The organism is Spiroplasma endosymbiont of Dasysyrphus albostriatus (assembly GCF_964019495.1).
In the GTDB taxonomy this organism is placed as follows: domain Bacteria; phylum Bacillota_I; class Bacilli_A; order Mycoplasmatales; family VBWQ01; genus Spiroplasma_E.
In genome coordinates, this window is the sequence record NZ_OZ026447.1 from 116,895 (window position 1) to 134,695 (window position 17,801).

At 22.6% G+C, this 17,801-nt stretch carries 25 protein-coding genes; 12 read left to right on the forward strand and 13 right to left on the reverse strand.

All coding sequences use genetic code 4. The annotated features are described in order from the left end of the window. Positions 1–163: 163 nt before the first annotated feature. The 5 genes from AACL11_RS00820 to AACL11_RS00840 all read right to left on the reverse strand — a co-directional run bounded on the left by AACL11_RS00820 (position 164) and on the right by AACL11_RS00840 (position 4,520). Positions 164–1,069, reverse strand: coding sequence for a hypothetical protein (locus AACL11_RS00820; RefSeq protein ID WP_338987836.1), 906 nt, complete (start codon positions 1,067–1,069; stop codon positions 164–166). Beyond that, on the reverse strand, positions 1,038–2,333 hold the full coding sequence (locus AACL11_RS00825) for a hypothetical protein (RefSeq protein WP_338986865.1): 1,296 nt from the start codon (positions 2,331–2,333) through the stop codon (positions 1,038–1,040). Before AACL11_RS00825 ends, AACL11_RS00820 begins: the two co-directional genes overlap by 32 nt. Positions 2,334–2,336: 3 nt before the next feature. Next, positions 2,337–3,695, reverse strand: coding sequence for a hypothetical protein (locus tag AACL11_RS00830; protein WP_338987837.1), 1,359 nt, complete (start codon positions 3,693–3,695; stop codon positions 2,337–2,339). Next, positions 3,689–4,084, reverse strand: a complete 396-nt coding sequence (locus AACL11_RS00835) for a terminase small subunit (RefSeq protein ID WP_338987838.1) — start codon at positions 4,082–4,084, stop codon at positions 3,689–3,691. The genes AACL11_RS00830 and AACL11_RS00835 overlap by 7 nt, the downstream gene beginning before the upstream one ends. Positions 4,085–4,244: 160 nt before the next feature. Continuing rightward, entirely contained in the window at positions 4,245–4,520 is a 276-nt protein-coding gene (locus AACL11_RS00840) for a hypothetical protein (RefSeq protein WP_338987839.1), read from the reverse strand. A 213-nt stretch (positions 4,521–4,733) separates the two neighbouring features. Between AACL11_RS00840 and AACL11_RS00845 the strand changes: the two genes are divergently transcribed. The 12 genes from AACL11_RS00845 (at position 4,734) to AACL11_RS00900 (ending at position 10,956) form a co-directional block, all read left to right on the forward strand. Continuing rightward, the gene (locus AACL11_RS00845; protein ID WP_338987840.1) at positions 4,734–5,921 is read left to right on the forward strand and encodes an Mbov_0401 family ICE element transposase-like protein; all 1,188 of its coding nucleotides are present in this window, start codon (positions 4,734–4,736) and stop codon (positions 5,919–5,921) included. 545 nt (positions 5,922–6,466) lie between these two features. Next, positions 6,467–6,676, forward strand: coding sequence for a hypothetical protein (locus AACL11_RS00850; protein WP_338986911.1), 210 nt, complete (start codon positions 6,467–6,469; stop codon positions 6,674–6,676). Positions 6,677–6,699: 23 nt separating this feature from the next. Then, positions 6,700–6,822, forward strand: a complete 123-nt coding sequence (locus AACL11_RS00855; protein WP_338986909.1) for a hypothetical protein — start codon at positions 6,700–6,702, stop codon at positions 6,820–6,822. Continuing rightward, a complete protein-coding gene (locus AACL11_RS00860; protein WP_338987828.1) occupies positions 6,815–7,468 on the forward strand; it encodes a PD-(D/E)XK nuclease family protein in 654 nt (217 codons plus the stop codon). Before AACL11_RS00855 ends, AACL11_RS00860 begins: the two co-directional genes overlap by 8 nt. Continuing rightward, positions 7,458–7,682, forward strand: a complete 225-nt coding sequence (locus AACL11_RS00865; protein WP_338986906.1) for a hypothetical protein — start codon at positions 7,458–7,460, stop codon at positions 7,680–7,682. Before AACL11_RS00860 ends, AACL11_RS00865 begins: the two co-directional genes overlap by 11 nt. Further along, positions 7,675–7,869, forward strand: coding sequence for a hypothetical protein (locus tag AACL11_RS00870; RefSeq protein ID WP_338986904.1), 195 nt, complete (start codon positions 7,675–7,677; stop codon positions 7,867–7,869). The genes AACL11_RS00865 and AACL11_RS00870 overlap by 8 nt, the downstream gene beginning before the upstream one ends. Beyond that, a complete protein-coding gene (locus tag AACL11_RS00875) occupies positions 7,860–8,057 on the forward strand; it encodes a hypothetical protein (RefSeq protein ID WP_338986901.1) in 198 nt (65 codons plus the stop codon). Before AACL11_RS00870 ends, AACL11_RS00875 begins: the two co-directional genes overlap by 10 nt. Before the next feature lie 92 nt (positions 8,058–8,149). Continuing rightward, entirely contained in the window at positions 8,150–9,058 is a 909-nt protein-coding gene (locus AACL11_RS00880; protein WP_338986898.1) for a recombinase RecT, read from the forward strand. A 16-nt stretch (positions 9,059–9,074) separates the two neighbouring features. Next, entirely contained in the window at positions 9,075–9,242 is a 168-nt protein-coding gene (locus AACL11_RS00885) for a hypothetical protein (protein ID WP_338986895.1), read from the forward strand. Positions 9,243–9,534: 292 nt separating this feature from the next. Beyond that, the gene (locus tag AACL11_RS00890) at positions 9,535–9,678 is read left to right on the forward strand and encodes a hypothetical protein (RefSeq protein WP_338986892.1); all 144 of its coding nucleotides are present in this window, start codon (positions 9,535–9,537) and stop codon (positions 9,676–9,678) included. Positions 9,679–9,872: 194 nt separating this feature from the next. After that, positions 9,873–10,130, forward strand: coding sequence for a hypothetical protein (locus AACL11_RS00895; protein ID WP_338986890.1), 258 nt, complete (start codon positions 9,873–9,875; stop codon positions 10,128–10,130). Position 10,131: 1 nt separating this feature from the next. After that, on the forward strand, positions 10,132–10,956 hold the full coding sequence (locus AACL11_RS00900; RefSeq protein WP_338987829.1) for a hypothetical protein: 825 nt from the start codon (positions 10,132–10,134) through the stop codon (positions 10,954–10,956). Between the two features lie 35 nt (positions 10,957–10,991). On the opposite strand, the gene AACL11_RS00905 is transcribed toward AACL11_RS00900, so the two are convergent. The 8 genes from AACL11_RS00905 to AACL11_RS00940 are packed head-to-tail and all read right to left on the reverse strand — an operon-like array spanning position 10,992 to position 17,641. Next, positions 10,992–11,198 (reverse strand): hypothetical protein, encoded by a 207-nt coding sequence (locus AACL11_RS00905; protein WP_338986885.1) that lies wholly within the window; start codon positions 11,196–11,198, stop codon positions 10,992–10,994. A 17-nt stretch (positions 11,199–11,215) separates the two neighbouring features. Beyond that, positions 11,216–11,338 carry a hypothetical protein gene (locus AACL11_RS00910; RefSeq protein ID WP_338986882.1) on the reverse strand — a complete coding sequence of 41 codons (123 nt, stop codon included), beginning with the start codon at positions 11,336–11,338 and terminating at the stop codon, positions 11,216–11,218. Between the two features lie 4 nt (positions 11,339–11,342). Then, positions 11,343–13,175, reverse strand: a complete 1,833-nt coding sequence (locus tag AACL11_RS00915) for a hypothetical protein (protein ID WP_338987831.1) — start codon at positions 13,173–13,175, stop codon at positions 11,343–11,345. Then, positions 13,159–13,938 carry a hypothetical protein gene (locus AACL11_RS00920; RefSeq protein WP_338986877.1) on the reverse strand — a complete coding sequence of 260 codons (780 nt, stop codon included), beginning with the start codon at positions 13,936–13,938 and terminating at the stop codon, positions 13,159–13,161. Before AACL11_RS00920 ends, AACL11_RS00915 begins: the two co-directional genes overlap by 17 nt. A 5-nt stretch (positions 13,939–13,943) precedes the next feature. Beyond that, the gene (locus AACL11_RS00925) at positions 13,944–15,137 is read right to left on the reverse strand and encodes a hypothetical protein (protein WP_338986874.1); all 1,194 of its coding nucleotides are present in this window, start codon (positions 15,135–15,137) and stop codon (positions 13,944–13,946) included. 21 nt (positions 15,138–15,158) lie between these two features. Beyond that, positions 15,159–15,281, reverse strand: coding sequence for a hypothetical protein (locus tag AACL11_RS00930; protein WP_338987833.1), 123 nt, complete (start codon positions 15,279–15,281; stop codon positions 15,159–15,161). 16 nt (positions 15,282–15,297) lie between these two features. Next, on the reverse strand, positions 15,298–15,783 hold the full coding sequence (locus tag AACL11_RS00935) for a hypothetical protein (protein WP_338987834.1): 486 nt from the start codon (positions 15,781–15,783) through the stop codon (positions 15,298–15,300). A 16-nt stretch (positions 15,784–15,799) separates the two neighbouring features. Then, on the reverse strand, positions 15,800–17,641 hold the full coding sequence (locus tag AACL11_RS00940) for a hypothetical protein (protein WP_338987835.1): 1,842 nt from the start codon (positions 17,639–17,641) through the stop codon (positions 15,800–15,802). Positions 17,642–17,801 lie beyond the last annotated feature (160 nt).

Genomic DNA, 17,801 nt, shown 5'->3' on the forward strand with positions numbered 1-17,801 from the left:
ATATTTTAAATTTTGTTATTTTAAATAATAATTTTTGTTCTATTTTAATGAAGAAAAAATAAGACATATTTTGAATAATAATTTTTAATAAATATTAAAAGTGTTATTAAAATAAAATTTTAAATTTAAAAACTATGATAATAATCACAGTTTTGCAAGAAGTCTATTGTCATGGAAATAATAATTTAGTTGGATATTGTCTATATTTATGTTCTTTAGTATTATCTGAAATATCAATATCTCTTCCTCATAATGCTATTGAAATAGGTTTTACTGAACCATAAAAAGATACTTGACAATGAGTAACTGGTAATGGAGTTAAATAATTACCATCCAAAACAATATTATTATTTTCATCTAATGCTGGTAATGCAACTGGGTCGCCAGGTGCACCTAATTGTACATATTGATTAATAGCTAATCCACTTGTTGCTAATTTATCATTTAAACTACTAAAAGTACATTGAATATATGCTAATTCTTTATTTTCATTATTATAAGTTTTACTAGCAACTTCTAGAATATATCACTGTCTATCAACTTTAATTGATTTATCAGTATTTATAACTTTATTAATTTCTGGAATCATATATAACTTATATAAATTTGCAACAATATTATTAATAAAATTAAAATTCTTTTTTTCATTTGGAATATTAATAACTACATTTTTAATTGCTTGTTCTTGAATAAAAGCATTATTTGCTGGTGTAGCACTATAAGTAATACCTAATTGGTCACTTAATATATTTCCATAAAATACATCACCAATTTGTAATTGTTTATATGCTAAATCTGGATTATCTTTATCTTGAATAGGATAATAAGAATGGTCTCAAACTGCTTGTATTGCTTCTCTACCAGTGAATATCTTACTAAAACTAGTATAATCATTAGGAATACTAGTTGGTGGTTTATAACCACCATTTGTTGAATTTATAGCACCTAAAATAATAGTAAAAGGACATACACGAAATTGTAAATCTTTATTTTGTGTAAAATCTTTTTCAATTTCACCTGTACTTTTTCAAACTGTTTTAATTAATTGATGATTTATTTTCGGTATCATTTTTAGTTTCTCCTAAAAAAGTATTATTAAATTCAATTTCTTCTTTTTGATATTTTCTATTTTCTTCAATAATTTGTTGTGCTTCTTCTTCACTAACACCATATCTTTTAACAATAATTCTTTTAATATTAGTAATTCCTAATCTTAATTCAACTTCATCAATTTCAAGTGATTTTAATCTATCTGTAATAGTATTTTCTTTAATTTCAAATGTTCATTTAGATTTATCACCATCTAATCCCATTAAAATAAAACATCTTTGAAATATTTCATTTCAATCACTTTGATTTAAAGTTCTTTTAATTCTTGTAGTTTCCATATCTCTACTATTTGTAATTAATACTTCTGCTTCTGTTTTTTGACTTGTAGTATCATTTACTGGACTATATCCACTACCTTCAAACGCTTTATCAATAATAAATTGTATAAAATCTGCATATTTATCTAATACTGGATTACCTTGTATTATGGCAATTGGTGGTGTACCACTAGTACTTCCCGGACTTCTTAAATTTGCTTGTAATACAAAATCACCAAATAATTCATTCATATCAATTGCAGTTGTAGTTTGATTTATTTCTTGTTGAGTAATATCTGCAAATACTCTTGAACGATTATATTTAAGTTCTTTTCAAATAATTTCAAAGGTATGATTTAATAATTTTTGTAAGCCTTTACAAGCAGTCATATCTGGATAATAATCACCAATAACTCCACCAAAGAAATTCTTTTTAGGTAAATTTTGCATAAATTTAACTGGTATAATACCTAAATTATGATTTTCTATTAATGGTAATTTTAAATCTTCACTTATTTTTTCTTGTAAACCATCTAAAGTAACTGTATCACTAGTAAAATATCTAATAATTTGATTTGGAGTATATGTTGTTTTAACATAAATACTTTGGTCATCATATTGTACTCTTGACCATGTTGATGCACTATATTCAGTTTCTAATACTCTAGCTACTCTTGATTGAGCATATGGTTGAGCAAAATTTAATGCTATTCTTCCAGTTTTACTTCTATCAATTTGCACAATACTATAACCATAACCGGATTTAATATGACAATCTTGATAAAATAATGAATCTAAATTATTTCATTCTTTTAATTTTTCAATAGCATTTTTATATTCTGGATGTTCACTTGTTAAAGTATAACCATTACCTCATAATAATTTACTTGCATGATTTGCTATTATTTCTTGAAGATTTATCATACATCACTTAGCAGTTAATATTTCAGTATTATGATTATTCATATGTTACTTCCTTTCAAAATAAGGATTTATATTTGCACTTAAATTTCTAATATATGGTTCTATAGCATAATCAAAAGCATCACGTAAATGGTCGTTACCCGGCAAAGGTATTTGTTTAATACTTTTTTCATCTCATATTGCTAATCTAAATTCATCTAATAATTCTTGTGCATTCATACTTATATTTAAGCGTTCTGAAGCCATTAAAGCCACATTCTTACCTATTCTAAACTCTAACCTTAATTTCACACAATCTTTAAAATAAAGCCATAAATTAACGTTATATTTAATTGCTGTATCATTTAACATTTCAATAAATGTATAATTACTAAAATCACAATATACTGTTAAACCATATTCATATAACAAATTATTTTCTTTTGCTAATTTAATATAAAACTCTACTACTAATCTTGCTAATTGTTTATTATCATAACGTACTAATTTATTTTCTATTTTTAAACAATCAATAACATTAACAAATTTAAAATTATAATCAAAACCTATTAATAAACATGCTAAAGCATCATCTTTAAACCCATAATCTAATCCAGCACTAAATCTATAACTTGGTTGTAATAAACGTGATATCTTATGAATTAAATGTGTATATATTCCACCAGATTCATAACCTACTAAACCATGACTTCTGACTCTTGCAGATATTGGGTCTAGAGCTTCTAATTCTAATAAACTTTCACCTTCATGTTTTGGTAATAAATAATTAAGTTTTCAATTTTGATAATGAACAATTCTTTTATCTTTTTCATTAAAATAAAATTGTTCATATTCATTAATTATTTGTTTTTCATTTTGTGGATAATAAGTAACTACATTTTTAATATAATAATTTAAAATACTTCAAGGATTACAACTATTAATTTCTAGTAATTGACTACAACCACGTATAGCATCTGCCATATCTTGTCAATCTTTTTCAGCAATTTGATGTGCTTCATCAACATGTCTAATTACATAATCATATTTTGAATTATCTGGTAAACCAGTTAATTTAATTTCACTATTATTTTGTTTATATAAAGCACGACATTCAATTTCACTATCTTTATATTTAATAGTTTTACGTGTTTCAGAAAGTGTATAATCTAACCCAATTGCAAATAATACTCATCTATTTTTTAATTGATTTCAAGTATCATATAATTGTTCACTCATATTTCTAAAAACATAAGTTTTAACTTTTGTATTAGGTAATACAGTTGCTTTACATTCAAAATCAAAATCTTGAATAGTTTTACCAGATTTACGACTACCTAATTGGTCAATTCTTTTTACAGTTAAAGATTTTTTATAATACATTTGTTTTAAAATATCATTAAGATAACCAAAATGTTCTAACATTTATTTTTACTCTTATTTTCTAAACTAATTGCTATAGGGGTGGTATTATCATTATTTTTTATATCAATTTTAGTAGATAAGTGATATTTATTAACATATGCTCTTTCTAAATATCATGAAGAATTAGAAGAGTGTGACTTTAAATATCTTTGTAAATTTAAGTGTTCAATTTGAGAATGCGCTCAATTAATTTGTTGTAAAAAAGTATTTCTCTTTTTTTCTTTTCATTTTTTTAAAGTATTTTCAGTTATATCTAAATAAATTAACATTCCTAATTTAGTAGGTATTTCATCAAACTCTTTACAATGAATAAAATAATTTTCTAATGATTCTCTTAATTTTGTAGCATCATTAAAAATTGTTCTTATTTTTATTTTTTCTTCTTGCACATAAAAATCTCCTTTCATATGCTTTAAAAACACAAAAATTTATGATATAATTAATATAATCTTTAAGTTAAGTCTGACAAAAATAACTTATTAACTTTATTAATTACTTCATATATTTTTTTATTTAATTTTTATAATATAATTATAACAAAAAATAGCATTACACTGCTATTTTTTTATTTCTTTTTTTAAATTTAAACATTTTCTTAATTTTATTTCCTAAACTTTTTCAAAATTTAAATTCTGGATTTTGTTTTTTATATATAATCATACAACCAATAAAAGTTCCTATAATATTAAGAAAAATAGTTAAGAATAATACTCCAAAAACTTTATTTTTTTCACATAGATTTCAACCATATAAACCTATAAACCCTAAAATACTAATTATAAATATTCCTAATAATATTCATCATGCAATATATTCCACTTTCATTTTCCTTTTCTATTTATATTTTTCTTTATTGTACATTATTTTATTAAAAAAGAAAAGATAACTAATAAAAGTTATCTTTTAAACGTAAATAGAATTTGCAGTTTATTTTATCGTTCTTTAATATTATACTCTAAAACAAAACATTTTTCAACAATAATTTAGTAAATTTGTTAGAATAGTTAGGAAAAAAAATAAATAGAAAGGTGTTAAAAAATGTTTAGTTTTAAAGAATTTCTAAAATCTGAAATCACTAATATTTTAGCAAAATATTTTCAAAAAATCCATGATTATGATGAATATTTTTTTCTAAATAGAGATAAAAATCAATATAAAGTTGCTTGAACATGTAATAGAACAGTAAATACTCCAATTGGAATGGATACTTTTAAACAAAGAGTTTATTGAGATGAAATAAATAAAAAAACTTATTATCCAATTTATGAAGAATTTGGTATTAAAAAAAGAGCAAGAATTACTAATGATTTATATTTTGCAATATTAGATAATTTAATTGAAAATTTAATATCAAAAAAAGGTTATTTTAATATTCAATCAGAATTTAAATATACTTCTTTTTCTAAAAATCTTATTTCAAGAATTTTTAAAAATGTAAAAATTGAAAAATTTATACCAGAACAAAAATTTAAAGTATTAGATAATGAAAAATTAAATATATGTGCAGATGATGCTTATATAACTTGTTGAGATGAAAATGGTTTAAAACAACAATATTGTTGTAGACTTTTAACTTATAATTTAGGAAGAAAAGAAATTTATTCATATAGAAATCAATTACAAAAGAAAATAACTTCATTTATGTTATTTAAAACTAATAATGCTCCAAAACAAGAAGAATTACATAATTTTACAATGCAAACTATTAATAATTATTATGATATTAAATTAAATATATTTGCTATTAATTGAGAATATAATAATTATAATTTAGTAGTTGCTGGTGATGGTGCATTATGAATTAGAGCAATGGCTAGTTGATTGGGTTGTTATTATATTTTAGATAAATATCATGCTTATAGTTATTTATGAAAATCTTTTGTTAATGTTCGTGGTAAACATCAAAAGAAAGCACTTGATTGAACAAATTATTTAGATGTAACAACTACTTTTTCAAATGGTAGTTATAATCAATTAATTACTATTTTAGAAAATAATCATAATAAAGTTACTAAAAAAACTTATAATTATTTTAAAAATAATGAACAAGGAATTATTAATCAAAATGCTTCATGAAATATAGGATGTAGTGCTGAAAGTGATGTATATCATTTTTTAAAATCTTTAACTAATGGAGCAAAAATATATAATTATCAAACATTAAATAATATGTTAATAGCAAAAGCAAATTATTTAAATACTAGAAGTTATCTTAATAGTACTTAATAAGTTAAAACTTAATATTTTTTATTTCTAATTTTAAGATTAGAATTTTTGTGTTATTTAAATGTAATTTTGAAATTATATATTTTAATATTTTTAAAATATATGTTATAATTAAATTAACAAATCATAGAATTTGCAGTTATATTGTTAATGTTACTCATAATTCTAAGGGTTAATCTCATACGTCCTGCCGGGGCGCATCACTTTAACCCTTAGATTAATAAATGGATAACAAAGAACGATATAACTATCGTTCTTTTTTTGTTAAAAGATTAAAACTTCATAAAACTGTCGTAGAAGTCAAATGGTGAGTACTTTATGTAAATACTTCTATATCAGGATAAAAGCGTGCATTTAAGATGTAAATAGAATTGTTAAGTGAATTTAATTGAGATTAATTTGTAAAAGCAAAAGGAAGCACTTAACCAACAACCCCTGTTTTATCTATATTTTAAATCACTACACCGTAAGGGGGGTTATATATAAATACATACCTCATTAACAATATCATAACACAATAAAAAAAATAAAGGAGAAAAATAAATATGAAATATGTTTACTTATTAAAATATGAAGTTAATTATACTGGTCAAATAAAATATAAGGCTTTTTCAACTGTAGAAAATGCTACTAACTTTCATAGAAATTATAAACATCATTTAATTAAAGATGCTTATATTGAAAAATATGAAATATTAGTAATGGAATTAGACATAAATTTAAATAATAAGGAATTAAATAAAAAACTTAATTAAATTAATGAAAGGTAAAAATATTTATGGAATGTAGAGAATATAGAATGGTTGGTTCTTGTGATAGATGTAGAAAACAATCTTCAATTGGTAATAGATTATGTAATAAATGTTTTTGATTATTAATAGGTAGAAATAAATATGAGTAAATTAATTTTTAAAAAAGAAACTCATCAATATTTTTTAGATGATAAAGAATTAATATCAGTTTCTAGAATTATTGATAATTATTTAGGATTTGGATATAGTCATATCTCAGCAGAAATATTAAAAAATGCTTCAGTTCGTGGTAAATGAGTTCATAAACTTAATGAATTATATTTACAAAATATTAATCAAGAAAATATTATTAATAATTTATTAAAAAAATTAAAACCAATAACAAATTCAATAAATTATTCTTATTGTAAAAAATCACTTATGTTTTTAAAAGAAAAATTTAAAGATAAAAATAATTATGAATTTATTATAGAAAAACCTATTAATGATAGTTTAATTGCTGGAACACCAGATTTAGTTTATTTAGATAAAAAAGAAAATAAATATTATTTAGTTGATTATAAAACATATGCTTGTATTGATGAAGATAAATTAAAAAGAATTAAATTACAATTAAGTGCTTATTTTTGAATATTATTTAAAAGTAATATAGATATATCGACTAAAACCTATATATATTTAACAAATAAAAATATTCAAAAAGAAATTGAAATTGAAATAACAGATGAATTAGTAGATGAATGATTAAAAGCAAAAATAAATTATTTTAAAGGAGAAAATCAAAATGGAATATAAACTAGAATATTGTAAAAATAAAAAATGTAATTTTAATGAATTATTAACGAAAAGTATTAATGCCAGAATTGAATATTTAGAATATCAAATTGAAGAAATTAATTTAAGTCAAATAAATGTATGAGAATTAGATGTTTTAAGAGGTCAAATTAAAGAACTAAATATTTTAAAAACTAATATTAAAGAATGATTAAGAAGAAATAAAAATGATTAATGAAAAATCAATTAAAGAAAAAACTATTTATTCTTGTAATTCAATTGAATTTGAAAAATTACCTAAAAAATTAGATAGTAATCTAAATAATTGAATTGAGATTAATAGTCATTTAGTTATTAATCCTAGTAAAAATATTGAAGTACATTTAGATAATAGATTTAAAGGAGTTAAAAGATGAAAGTAGAAAAGACTAAAAAATTACCAATATGAGCAAAGATATTATTATCACCAATAGCAATATTGTTTATTCCATTATTAATAATTGGTTTTATATTTACTTTCATTGGTGGAATATTAACTTTTATTAGTGGATTTATAAATTGTTTAATATTTGGAAAAATTACAATTACAAAGGAAGCAACTTATGGATAAATCAATTTTAATTTTATTAAAACATTTAGGAAAAATTAATAAAAAATTAGATGAAATTTTAGAATTATTAAATAAAAAAGGAGAAGAAAATAATGAGTAATGATTTAACTAATAATAAAAATTCATTAACTATTGAACAATGATTTAATAAAAAAAATCAAGGTAATATTGATAATAAAGAAATACAAAGATTTAAAAGTAATGCTTTAGCAATTAAAAATCAATTAGGTTTATCAAAAACTAGTTTAACTACAATATTAGAAGCATGTTATCAAGCGACATTATTACAATTACCTTTAGAAAAGAATTTTGGTTATTGTTGAGTTGTACCTTTTAATCGTAAATATAAAGATGAAAAAGGTGATTGAATAACTGTTAAAGAAGCACAGTTTCAAATGGGATATAAAGGTTATATTCAATTAGCGCAAAGAAGTCAACAATATAAAAAAATTAATGTTATTGAAGTTAGAGAAGGAGAATTAAAAAAGATTGATTATTTAAAAGATGAAATAAAATTTAAATTTATTGAAAATCCTATTGAAAGATTAAAATCAAAAATAGTAGGTTATTGTGCTTATTTTAAATTAAAAAATGGTTTTGAAAAAAATTTATATTGAACAAGTGAACAGATAATAGAACATTTTAATAAATATAGTGAAACATATAAAAAAAATAAAAAATTTATTGTTAGTGATTTTGATAGTATGGCTAAAAAAACTGTATTAACTCAATTATTAAGAAAATGGGGAATTATGTCAGTTGACATGCAAACTGCTTATGAAAATGACCAAGCAATTATTACTGAAAATGAAAAAATATATATTGATAATCCAAATAATCATATTATTGATATTATTGATTCAAATCCTAAGTTTAAAGAATATCATGATACTATTGATGCTATTACTAATTCAACTGATAATACTGACTTAAATTCTACTTTATCTAAAATAAAAGAATTAGAAAAAGAAGAAGAAATAATAGAAAATTTTGAAGTTTAATAAGGAGAAATAACTAATGATTACTACCGAATTTATGAATATGATATTAAAAAATGAATATAGACTGAAATTAATTACTTGATTAAATAAACAACTTAGTATTTGCTTATGTGATTCTTTAAAAGAAGCCGGCAAACTTACTGCTTATTATAAAGTACTTGAATTTATAGAAAAGGAAGAATAAATAATGGGATATTGAACAAAGTATAAATGTGTTTTTTGTGGAGAAATAATGATTGGTGATGAAGAAAATATTGAACATGTAAGAGAACATAGAAAGGGTATTAGATAATGAAAAAAGTTGAAATTAATAAAGAAAAATTAATTAAATATTTAAATAATCATTCATGTTTACATATGGAATTAATAATTGAATATTTAGAAAAAGGTTACTTTGATAATGAATAAATGTGAACATGAACAATGTCAAGAAATTGAAGAATTAATAGTTAGATTAAAATTAGGAGACTTTGATAATGAAGAAAAGAGATAATGAAATTTGAGAAGCAATTTGTAATAAACAAGAACTAATAAATTGTATATTTAAAGAAATTTTATCAATTAATAAAGAACTAACTGAAATTAGAAAAGAAATAATTGAAATTAAAGAAAATAATTAATATTTAGGCATTTGACATATACTTTTTACCCGCTCCTTTCTTTATTTTATTTAATATGTCAATGTAAGTCCTAATTAAAATTTTATATCTATACAGAATGAAACTATAGAATTATTACAAATTTGGATAACATTATAATTCTATAGTCCACCGTTTACTACGGTGCTGATGAGTTCATAAAAGGATGTGAAATAATGAGAAACATTAGAACTGAATGATTTTATAATGAAAAAAGTCCTAAAGAGATAAAATGTCCAACAGTTGGACTATTAAAAAATAAAGAAGATGCTTTATGTTATTTATTAGCATTAAATTTATATCCAAAATTATATCCACAATATATTTATTATTCATGAATATTAGAAAATAATCAAACTGGATATTTAATTATTTGTGGTAATAATAGAGATACTATTGGAAATATGCAATTTAAATTTATAAAAGGAGAATAAAATGCCAAACGAAAATACACAATCAAATTATACTTTAACTAAATTAATTAGAACTGGTATAAGTCCAATTTGTGCAATAATTGGTACAAGTGCTTATTATGGTCAAGTAATAGGTAATCCAGTATTAGGTTCAATTAATAGTTTATTATTTGGTAAAAAATTAGGTTTAGATATATGAAATTTAAATCAAAGACCAAATACTAAAACTAAATTAATTAATAGTAGTAAAAAAATATTACTAGGTTTAGGAACAATTGGTTTAGCAAATTATGCAAAATTTACTAATGTAGATATTAATCCAAATCCAACAGAAAGTCCAATAACAACTACTACTGTTGACCCTTTTCCACCAGATTTATTATTTGTAGTAAATAATAACCCTAATAATTTAATGGATTGAGATACATATTTTAGTTTAAATGCTTATGGTATATCAAATCTTATTAGTGGATTAACTGAATTAATACCTAATAAATTTGAAGCAATAAGAAAGATTTGTAATATGGCTACTGGTGGATGTTTAATATCAAGTGGTGTAGCAATGGGTATTAATAATGATTTTAATAATGCTTATGCAGTACCTACAATTGTTGCTGGTGCAAGTGAAATTATCCATAATTTATTACCTATGGAAACTACACATCATAATGAAGAAATGCAAGAAACATCATTTAATGATGAAACTGCAAGATTAATTAATGACAATAGATTTACTATTAATAGTGAAACTGCAAGTCAATATTATGGTAGTGATAATATGAGCGAAGTACCATTAAATCATGATAATGCTTCATTAAATTGAGATTATAATCATATGAGTTTATAAATAAGTAAAAATGCCTTTAATAGGCATTTTTTTAATTAATAAATACTTTTTACTTCTTGTTGTTTATTAATAGAATTTAATTTACTTTGTAATTTATTAATTTTATTTTGTTTTTTAAGTTGTTTTTTATTAGGGTCTGTTAAAGATTTACCAAAAGCAACGAATGCTTTTCCTAATTTAATTAAAACATAACCTCCATTAATACATAAATTAGCAACTATAATAATTGTTGTAGTATCCATATTAATCACCACCTTTCTTAAAATATTTGATTAATTTTTAATATGATTTTTAAAATGATAAATATAATTAAACCTGCTGTTGCTGATGATAAAATTACTCCTATTAAACCTAAAATAATTTTTATAATTTTAAAAAACATAATATTATTCCTGTAATTCTTCTAATTTTCATACATTACCTTTTAATTTACCTTTTCCAGTATAAATAGTAATCCATTTTGCATGTTGAACTGATAAAATTACTATATTAGCACTATCATTAAAGGTTTGTATTTGTACACCAGCAATTTTTTTATTAGTTATAATAAATTCTTGAATAGTATAAACTGGATTATATATACTTCAAGAATAATAAATTCTATAATGTTTATTCTCTTGAAAATCATAAGTAATTTGTCAATTATCTAATTTATTTTTTTCTCTTGTTCCTACTTCTTTTCATTGTGGAATAGTTGGACTTGGTGTTGGAGGATTATTTTTTAATTCAATATCTCAATTATTTTCTTCTATTTCATTTGTTTCTAAACTTTTTGAATTAATTTTTATAGGTTTATCTATATTAATTACACTTGGTGAAGTAATATTTAATGTATTACTAGTAATTTGATAAGTATTTTCTTTTAATTCTTCAAAACTAAATATAGCACCACCATCAATTTCACATTTAATAAATAAACTTCATTTATTAGTAGATTTAGTATAATCAGCCTTAAGAATTAAAGAAGCATCTTTATTATCAATTTTACCAATTAAAAGAGTTCATGTACCAGTTCCAACTGCTTTTGCTGATTTAAACAATAACATTAATGGATAACCATTTTGTTCAGGTGCATTTCTGTGTCATGTTATAAATACACGATATGTTTTATTAAGGTCAATATTAAAATTATCTCATGTTCTATTATCAACTTTCTTTCCTATTACAACTCAATTTTCTTTATCTTGCTTTTTATCTATTTTATCATCTATATATTTTTTATTTGGAATATCTAAATCATCAGTTACAACTGGTTCATTTCTATAAATTAAAGTTTTACCTCCAACATTAGTTTTAATAACTTCATTAACTAATCTTGTAGTACTATTTTTATCATCTTTATTATTAAATATTCTATTTTCATCAACTGAACTACCACCAGTAGCACTAATAGTATTAGTTTTTTCATCAATCTTAATATTTTCACCAGCAGTTAATTTATCTTGTTTTTTATCAACATATTCTTTATTGGTTGCATCACTTAAAAATGTAGGTGTACCAACATCAATAAGTCTTCTTCCATTAGCATCAATACCTTTATTATCTTTGGATTTAATAAAATTAGGATTATCTTTATCAACTTCTCATAATGAATCAATATTACTATCAACATGAATTTTTAATTTAGGAATAGTATCACTAATATCATCTATTTTTATACCAACTCCTGCAGTAATTCCTTCTTTTCGTAAAAAAGTTTTATTACCAGAATCTCAAGTTATAACTCTATTATCACTTTCATCAAAAATATTAGGTGTATTAAAATTATCTGTATTACATGAAATACTATTATTTATTGCTTTTCTTGGTGTATGTAAATTTGCTTGTTGTAATAAATTATATACTTCCATTAATACATAATCTGGTTCACTTGGAGGACTAATACTACTTGATAAACCATTACCACTAATAGATACACTACTTCTTATAAATGCCATTCCATCAGTTAAATAATATATAGTCATTCTTGCTGTTGCTCTTTTAACTAATTGTTGTTGTGTTTCATTAAGATTTTTAAATCCTATGACTTCAATTTGATTACCAGTAATAGTATTAATTCTTTCACTTGATATAGCAATTGCCATAATAGTAAAATCAGTTTTAGTATTATCAGTAGTAGTTTGGTCAGCATCTGGTATAAAACCATATATAGTTTTTAAATCATCTTTTGTAATATAATTTAAATTTACATTTCAATCAATATTATTTTTGTTTTCCATAATCTTTATACCTTCCATATCCTTGTACTGCTTGTGATTTATTAACTGTACTAATAACTGATTTATTAGGTTTAGTTACTGCTATATTTAATTGATTAACATTTTTTCTAACAGTAGCATTCATTTCTTTTCTAGTTTTATTAACTCCACCTAAATATTCTCTTATAAAAACACTATTAGCACCAGTACCATAAGCACCCATAGACTTACACATATCAATTCAAGTTTCTCTTGAAACATTAAAATAATCATATGATTTACTTAAATTAGTTCTATATGTTAATGTAGCAATGCCATAAGTACCAGATTGTGCTTGTATTACTGGAGTTCATATACCACCCGCTAATGCACTACTTGAAAGATTTACATAAATTCCAATCATAGAATCATAATCTTGCTCAGTTAAAGAATTAATAATAATTTCTTTACCTTTATCCATTAATGACTTACCATTTAAATATTGTTTTTGAATATGTTGTAATTTAGCAATATTATTATTAGTAATATGTGTCATTATTTTTTTATGAATTACTGGTAAATTTGTTAATTTTTGTAAAACTTGTTGAAATTCAGATAATTCTTTTTGTGATTTACCTTGACCTAATACTTTTGACATTAATTGATTTTTTAATATTCCTGCTGGATTTTTTAAAAAACTATTAAATAAATTATTATTTTTTTTAAATTTTTCTATTAATTCAGCAGTTTGAATATCACTAACAGCAGTTTCTAATATTATTCTTAAAAGTAAGATAATAGGCATTTAAATTACTTCTTTGTAAAAGTTACTTGTAAAGAACCATCATATAAAGTTTTACCTTCAACATTAGCACTTGTTGCTGTTAAATCTGAAAAATTAGCATTACCTTTTCTATAATTAGGGTTTTTAGCAATAACTGCTTTTTCTACTTCATCTGCAGTTGGTGTTGCTCCCGCCATATCAATTTTTCCTAATTTAGTTCTTTCAATTGCTGTTGCAATATCTACATTTGAACTAACTGTAAATCCTTTAACTAAATCTGGACGTAATGCTTTACCTTCTGAAACTAAAAACTTATGAAAATTTTTAACATTTGAATTTGTTTGTAATAAATAAGTATTATCTAAACCACGATTAAATGGAAATGCTAATGCTTCTTTATGAACTAATACAGCATCACAACCTCTAAAATCAAATGCTTCTTGTTTATCAATAGTATTACCAGCCGGATAATTTCTACCTAATCATGGACATTCTACAATTTTAATTCCACCAATTTCTACAATTTTACCATCTTTTAATGCTTGACTTGCACTATCACTACCTAATGTAGTTGTTGCTAATAATATTAATGGTTTAAAAAAACTAGATACTCATAATGTATAATCTTCTTCATCAGTACCAATATATTCATCATTAATTCTTGATTTTAATGTTGCTAATGTATTTGAAATTTTTAATCATAATAATAATCTATAATCATCTACTTTTGGAGTTTGTGGTAATGCAATTTTAATAATGTCATTATCTTGTGCTGTTTTAACTGCTAATTGCATTAATTTAGCAACTAAATATACTTCTACTGATTTTGCTTTTGCATCAATTCAATCACTAGCAAGACTATCAGCAATAGTAATACCACCATTTTCAAATTTTGCTCCCATTCTTTTTAAGTCAAGAGTTTCAATTTCATAACCAATTTGTTTGCTTTTATTTAATAAAATTTGTTCTGTTCTAAGTGCAGTTACATCATTAGCACCAGCACCAGCAGTATAATCTTCTGTAAGATTTCTTTTAGTAACATTATAAACAGCAGTACCAGCATCTAATTGTTCTCTATTTTCTACTGTTGCATTAATTAATGCTACTCTCTTTGATAATAAAACTTTTAAATTTTTAATATATTTTACAGATAAATCCGCTTTACCACTAGGTGTACTAGGGTCATTAATTGTTGTTGATTGTGTTGTAATAATTGCCATTTTATTTCACCTTTTCTTTTTTTATTTTAATTTCATTAATAATTCAATTAATAAATCTTCTACATGTAATCTTTTTAAATTATTATCATTAATAATAATTAATGATTTTCTTACTAAATCAATTTGACTAAGTAATTCATGCATACTATAATCCATATTTTTAACCTACCATTCCTATTTTTCTAGTATCTACTTCATCTTCTTTAAATTTATCTTTTACATCTAAAGAATTACTAATATTTGTATCTTTTTTATTATTAAATAAATGTGGAAAATCTTTATTTAAATTTGATAATTCTTCATCAATATCTTCTTTATCTCCAAGATATCTTTTTAATAAATTAATATTTTCTTGTGATAAATCATATTTTTTATAACTTTCTGAATGTCTAATTTTTCTATCTTTATCAGTTTTTTCTTTATATAAAGTATTATATTTTTCTTCTAATTCTTTATATTTATCTTCTAAAGTTGGTTCTTTAGATTCTTCTGTTTCTGGTTCCTTTGATTCACTTTTTACTGGTTCTGATTCATTTTCTACTGTTTTTAATTCATTTTCTTCGGGTTTTGATTCATTTTCTTGTTTTTCATCTTTTTCTTTTTCTTCCATATTATTCCCTTCTTTCATTTCATTTTCATTTAACATAATTACCACCACCTTTCTAAGTTGAACTTTTTGGATTTATTACTAATGATGTAGTTTGAAGATTTCAATCTGCTTTTGCTACAAATGTGCTTCCAAGATAACTTCAACTTGTAAGGGTTGAAATAAATTGATATCTTAATACTATAAATTTATTAAAACTAGTATAAGCAACTATTTTAAATCAAACGCTTCCTAATGAATCTATACCAGTTGTAGTTGGTAAATCATTGGTTCATAATAAATTATTAATGTAAGTATTAGAAATACTATCATTAGGAGTTAAAGTTGCTATTTGTTTATTTTTACCTTCATTAATACTATTATTTATATTAAATGTTCAATTATTTGTAGCATCATTATGATTTCCAGAATTATTATTATAATTAATATTATTTGATTCAAATTGAGGATTTTTTTCATTAATATCTTTTAAATCACTTAAATTAATTTTTATAGGTGTAAATCATGATTTTTTATTACCAGTTGTTGATGTTCCTTTCAATGGAAATGAACCACTCATATTAAAATTAAAATTAAATGTCATACTTTCATAATCTTCTTTAAATTTATCAAAATTATCATAACCATAATCTTTAAATGAAAATAATATTGCTCTACCATAACCACTTAATTCTTCATTTATATAAGGTCTCATTTGATAACTATTATTTTCTGGTGTAGTACTAATAATACTATTTGTAATCCCATATTGACTTTGATTACTTAAATCAATAAATATAGGATGTGCTCTTGGTATTAATGGTGGTGGTTGTATTGCTTGTGGATAATTAAATGGTTTGTCAAATTTAAAAGTATTATTTGCTAAAATAAATGTATTTTGAATTAATCTACTATTATTACTTGCTTTACCTACTGTTTGATAAGTACCACTTCAAATACTAAAATTATCATTAACAGCACCATCTCTATTATCTGGCATTGAATAAAATGTTATTTTAAAATTACTTTTTCCTACAACTTTAATATCAATCATATCAATTGCTCATTTTACTATATTAGTATTAGTAAAATTTGGAGCATTTAATAATGGAGTTGAACTCTCTTCTTTTGCTAATAATGAAACTGTATCTTTACCACCACTACCATTTAATTGACCTAAATTTACAGTATCATAAATTCCTTGTGATGATATACTTCCATCATTAATATTAAAATTTTGTAAATTAATCATATCAGTTAAATTAAATGTAAATGATGTCATATGACTTGCTGTTCCTAATACTGATTGAATTGCATCTGGTGTATCATTTCTAAAAACATCAAATGGAATTAATGCAGGATTAGTACTTTGTGAACTATATAATAATGTTGTATAAAAAGTATATAATTCAGCAGATATTAAGCCATTTATATATTGAAATTGAGGTATTAATAAATTACTTACTAATTTAGCACCAATATCTAAACCACCAACAAATACATTCATAAATGAACCAAATACTGGAATAGTATTAAGATTAATTTTAATTGTTTCTCTTGGAGTTAAAGGAATTTCACTAATAGGATTATAAATAAAATAATGTAAAGCATTTATAGTATTTAATTGCTTAAATTTATTATTATTCATATTATAATGAGTATTACCAATAAATTTTTTATTATTTTTATTATAATATTGAAAATATGGATTACCAGCAGTTGCATAATTATAATCTTCTATTTCAGCACCATTTAAAAAATTATTATCTCAATAATTTACTAATCTCTTTGAAACATCAACTTTATTAGTATTTTTAGTTTTTTCAACATTAGTTCTTAAATGTCCCTCATAATGCTTCGTTGCACCATCATCATAATTTGGTGCAATTACTTTTTGTCAATCTTGATAACTATCCATTGTACTTTCACCACGTACAGTTAAAACATAATTAGTTTCTGGTAATGCTTGAAAACTTACTGGGTCATAAGTTGAACATTGATATTAGACTTCTTGCGAGACTTATCTATTAAAATTTTCATTTTTAAAATATAATTAAAATTAAAAAAAGATAGGTAAT